This window comes from Acidovorax sp. KPB24-07 (genome assembly GCF_057543315.1).
In genome coordinates this window covers 1-1,030 of the sequence record NZ_BAAJYS010000757.1, presented here as the reverse complement: position 1 = coordinate 1,030, position 1,030 = coordinate 1, and the positions used below count along the sequence as shown (strand labels likewise).

Here is a 1,030-nt window from a genome sequence, read left to right as displayed (position 1 = left end):
CGCCGGGCAGCGCCGCCGGCACCGCGCCGCGTGCGCCGGGCCCGGTCCTTCCCGGCATGCCCAACCTGCATTCGCACGCCTTTCAGCGTGCCTTCGCCGGGTTGACCGAATACCGCGCGCCCCAGCCCGACGGCGGGCAGGACAGCTTCTGGAGCTGGCGCAACCTCATGTACCGCTTTGCCGCGCGCACCACGCCCGAGCACCTGGAGGCGATCGCCACCTGGCTCTATGTCGAGATGCTGGAGGCGGGCTACACCGCGGTGTGCGAGTTTCATTACGTGCACCACGACGCGGCAGGCCAGCCCTATGCCGACGATGCCGCCATGTCGCTCGCGCTGCTGCGCGCCGCCCAGGCCGCGGGCATCGGCATCACCTTGCTGCCGGTGCTCTACCAGGCCAGCGGCTTCGGCGGCCGCGCCCCGCGCGAGGACCAGCGCCGCTTCATCCGCAGCACCGACAGCATGCTTGCGCTGCTGGAGCGCCTGGCGCCCGTGGTGGCCGCGCAGGGCGGCATCCTGGGCCTGGCCCCGCATTCGCTGCGCGCCGTGCCGCCCGACAGCCTGCGCATTGCGGTCGAAGGCCTCACCGCCCTGAGCCCGGCGGCGCCGGTGCACATCCACATCGCCGAACAGACGCAGGAGGTGGACGACTGCATCGCCTGGAGCGGCCAGCGCCCGGTGCAATGGCTGCTGGAGCATGCGCCGGTCGATGCGCGCTGGTGCCTGGTGCATGCCACCCACATGACGCCCGACGAATACGCGCGCGCCGCCCGCACCGGCGCGGTGGCCGGCCTGTGCCCCACCACCGAGGCCAACTTGGGCGATGGTCTGTTCAACTTGCCGCGCTGGCTGGCGGACGGCGGCCGCTGGGGCGTGGGCTCCGACAGCCATGCCTGCGTGAACGCGGCGGAAGAGCTGATGCTGCTCGAATACGGGCAGCGCCTGTCCCTGCGCCAGCGCAACGTGCTGGCCAGCCGCGCCCACCCCGAGGTCGCCACCGCCATGGCGCTGCAGGCAGTGCAGGGGCGGGG

Annotated in this window: 1 protein-coding gene; it reads left to right on the top strand. The window is 72.9% G+C overall.

Features of this window, described 5'->3' with window-relative positions; genetic code table 11:
- The coding region (locus tag AC27IQ_RS25585; RefSeq protein WP_487091309.1) for a formimidoylglutamate deiminase at positions 1–1,030 on the top strand (1,030 nt) is incomplete at both ends.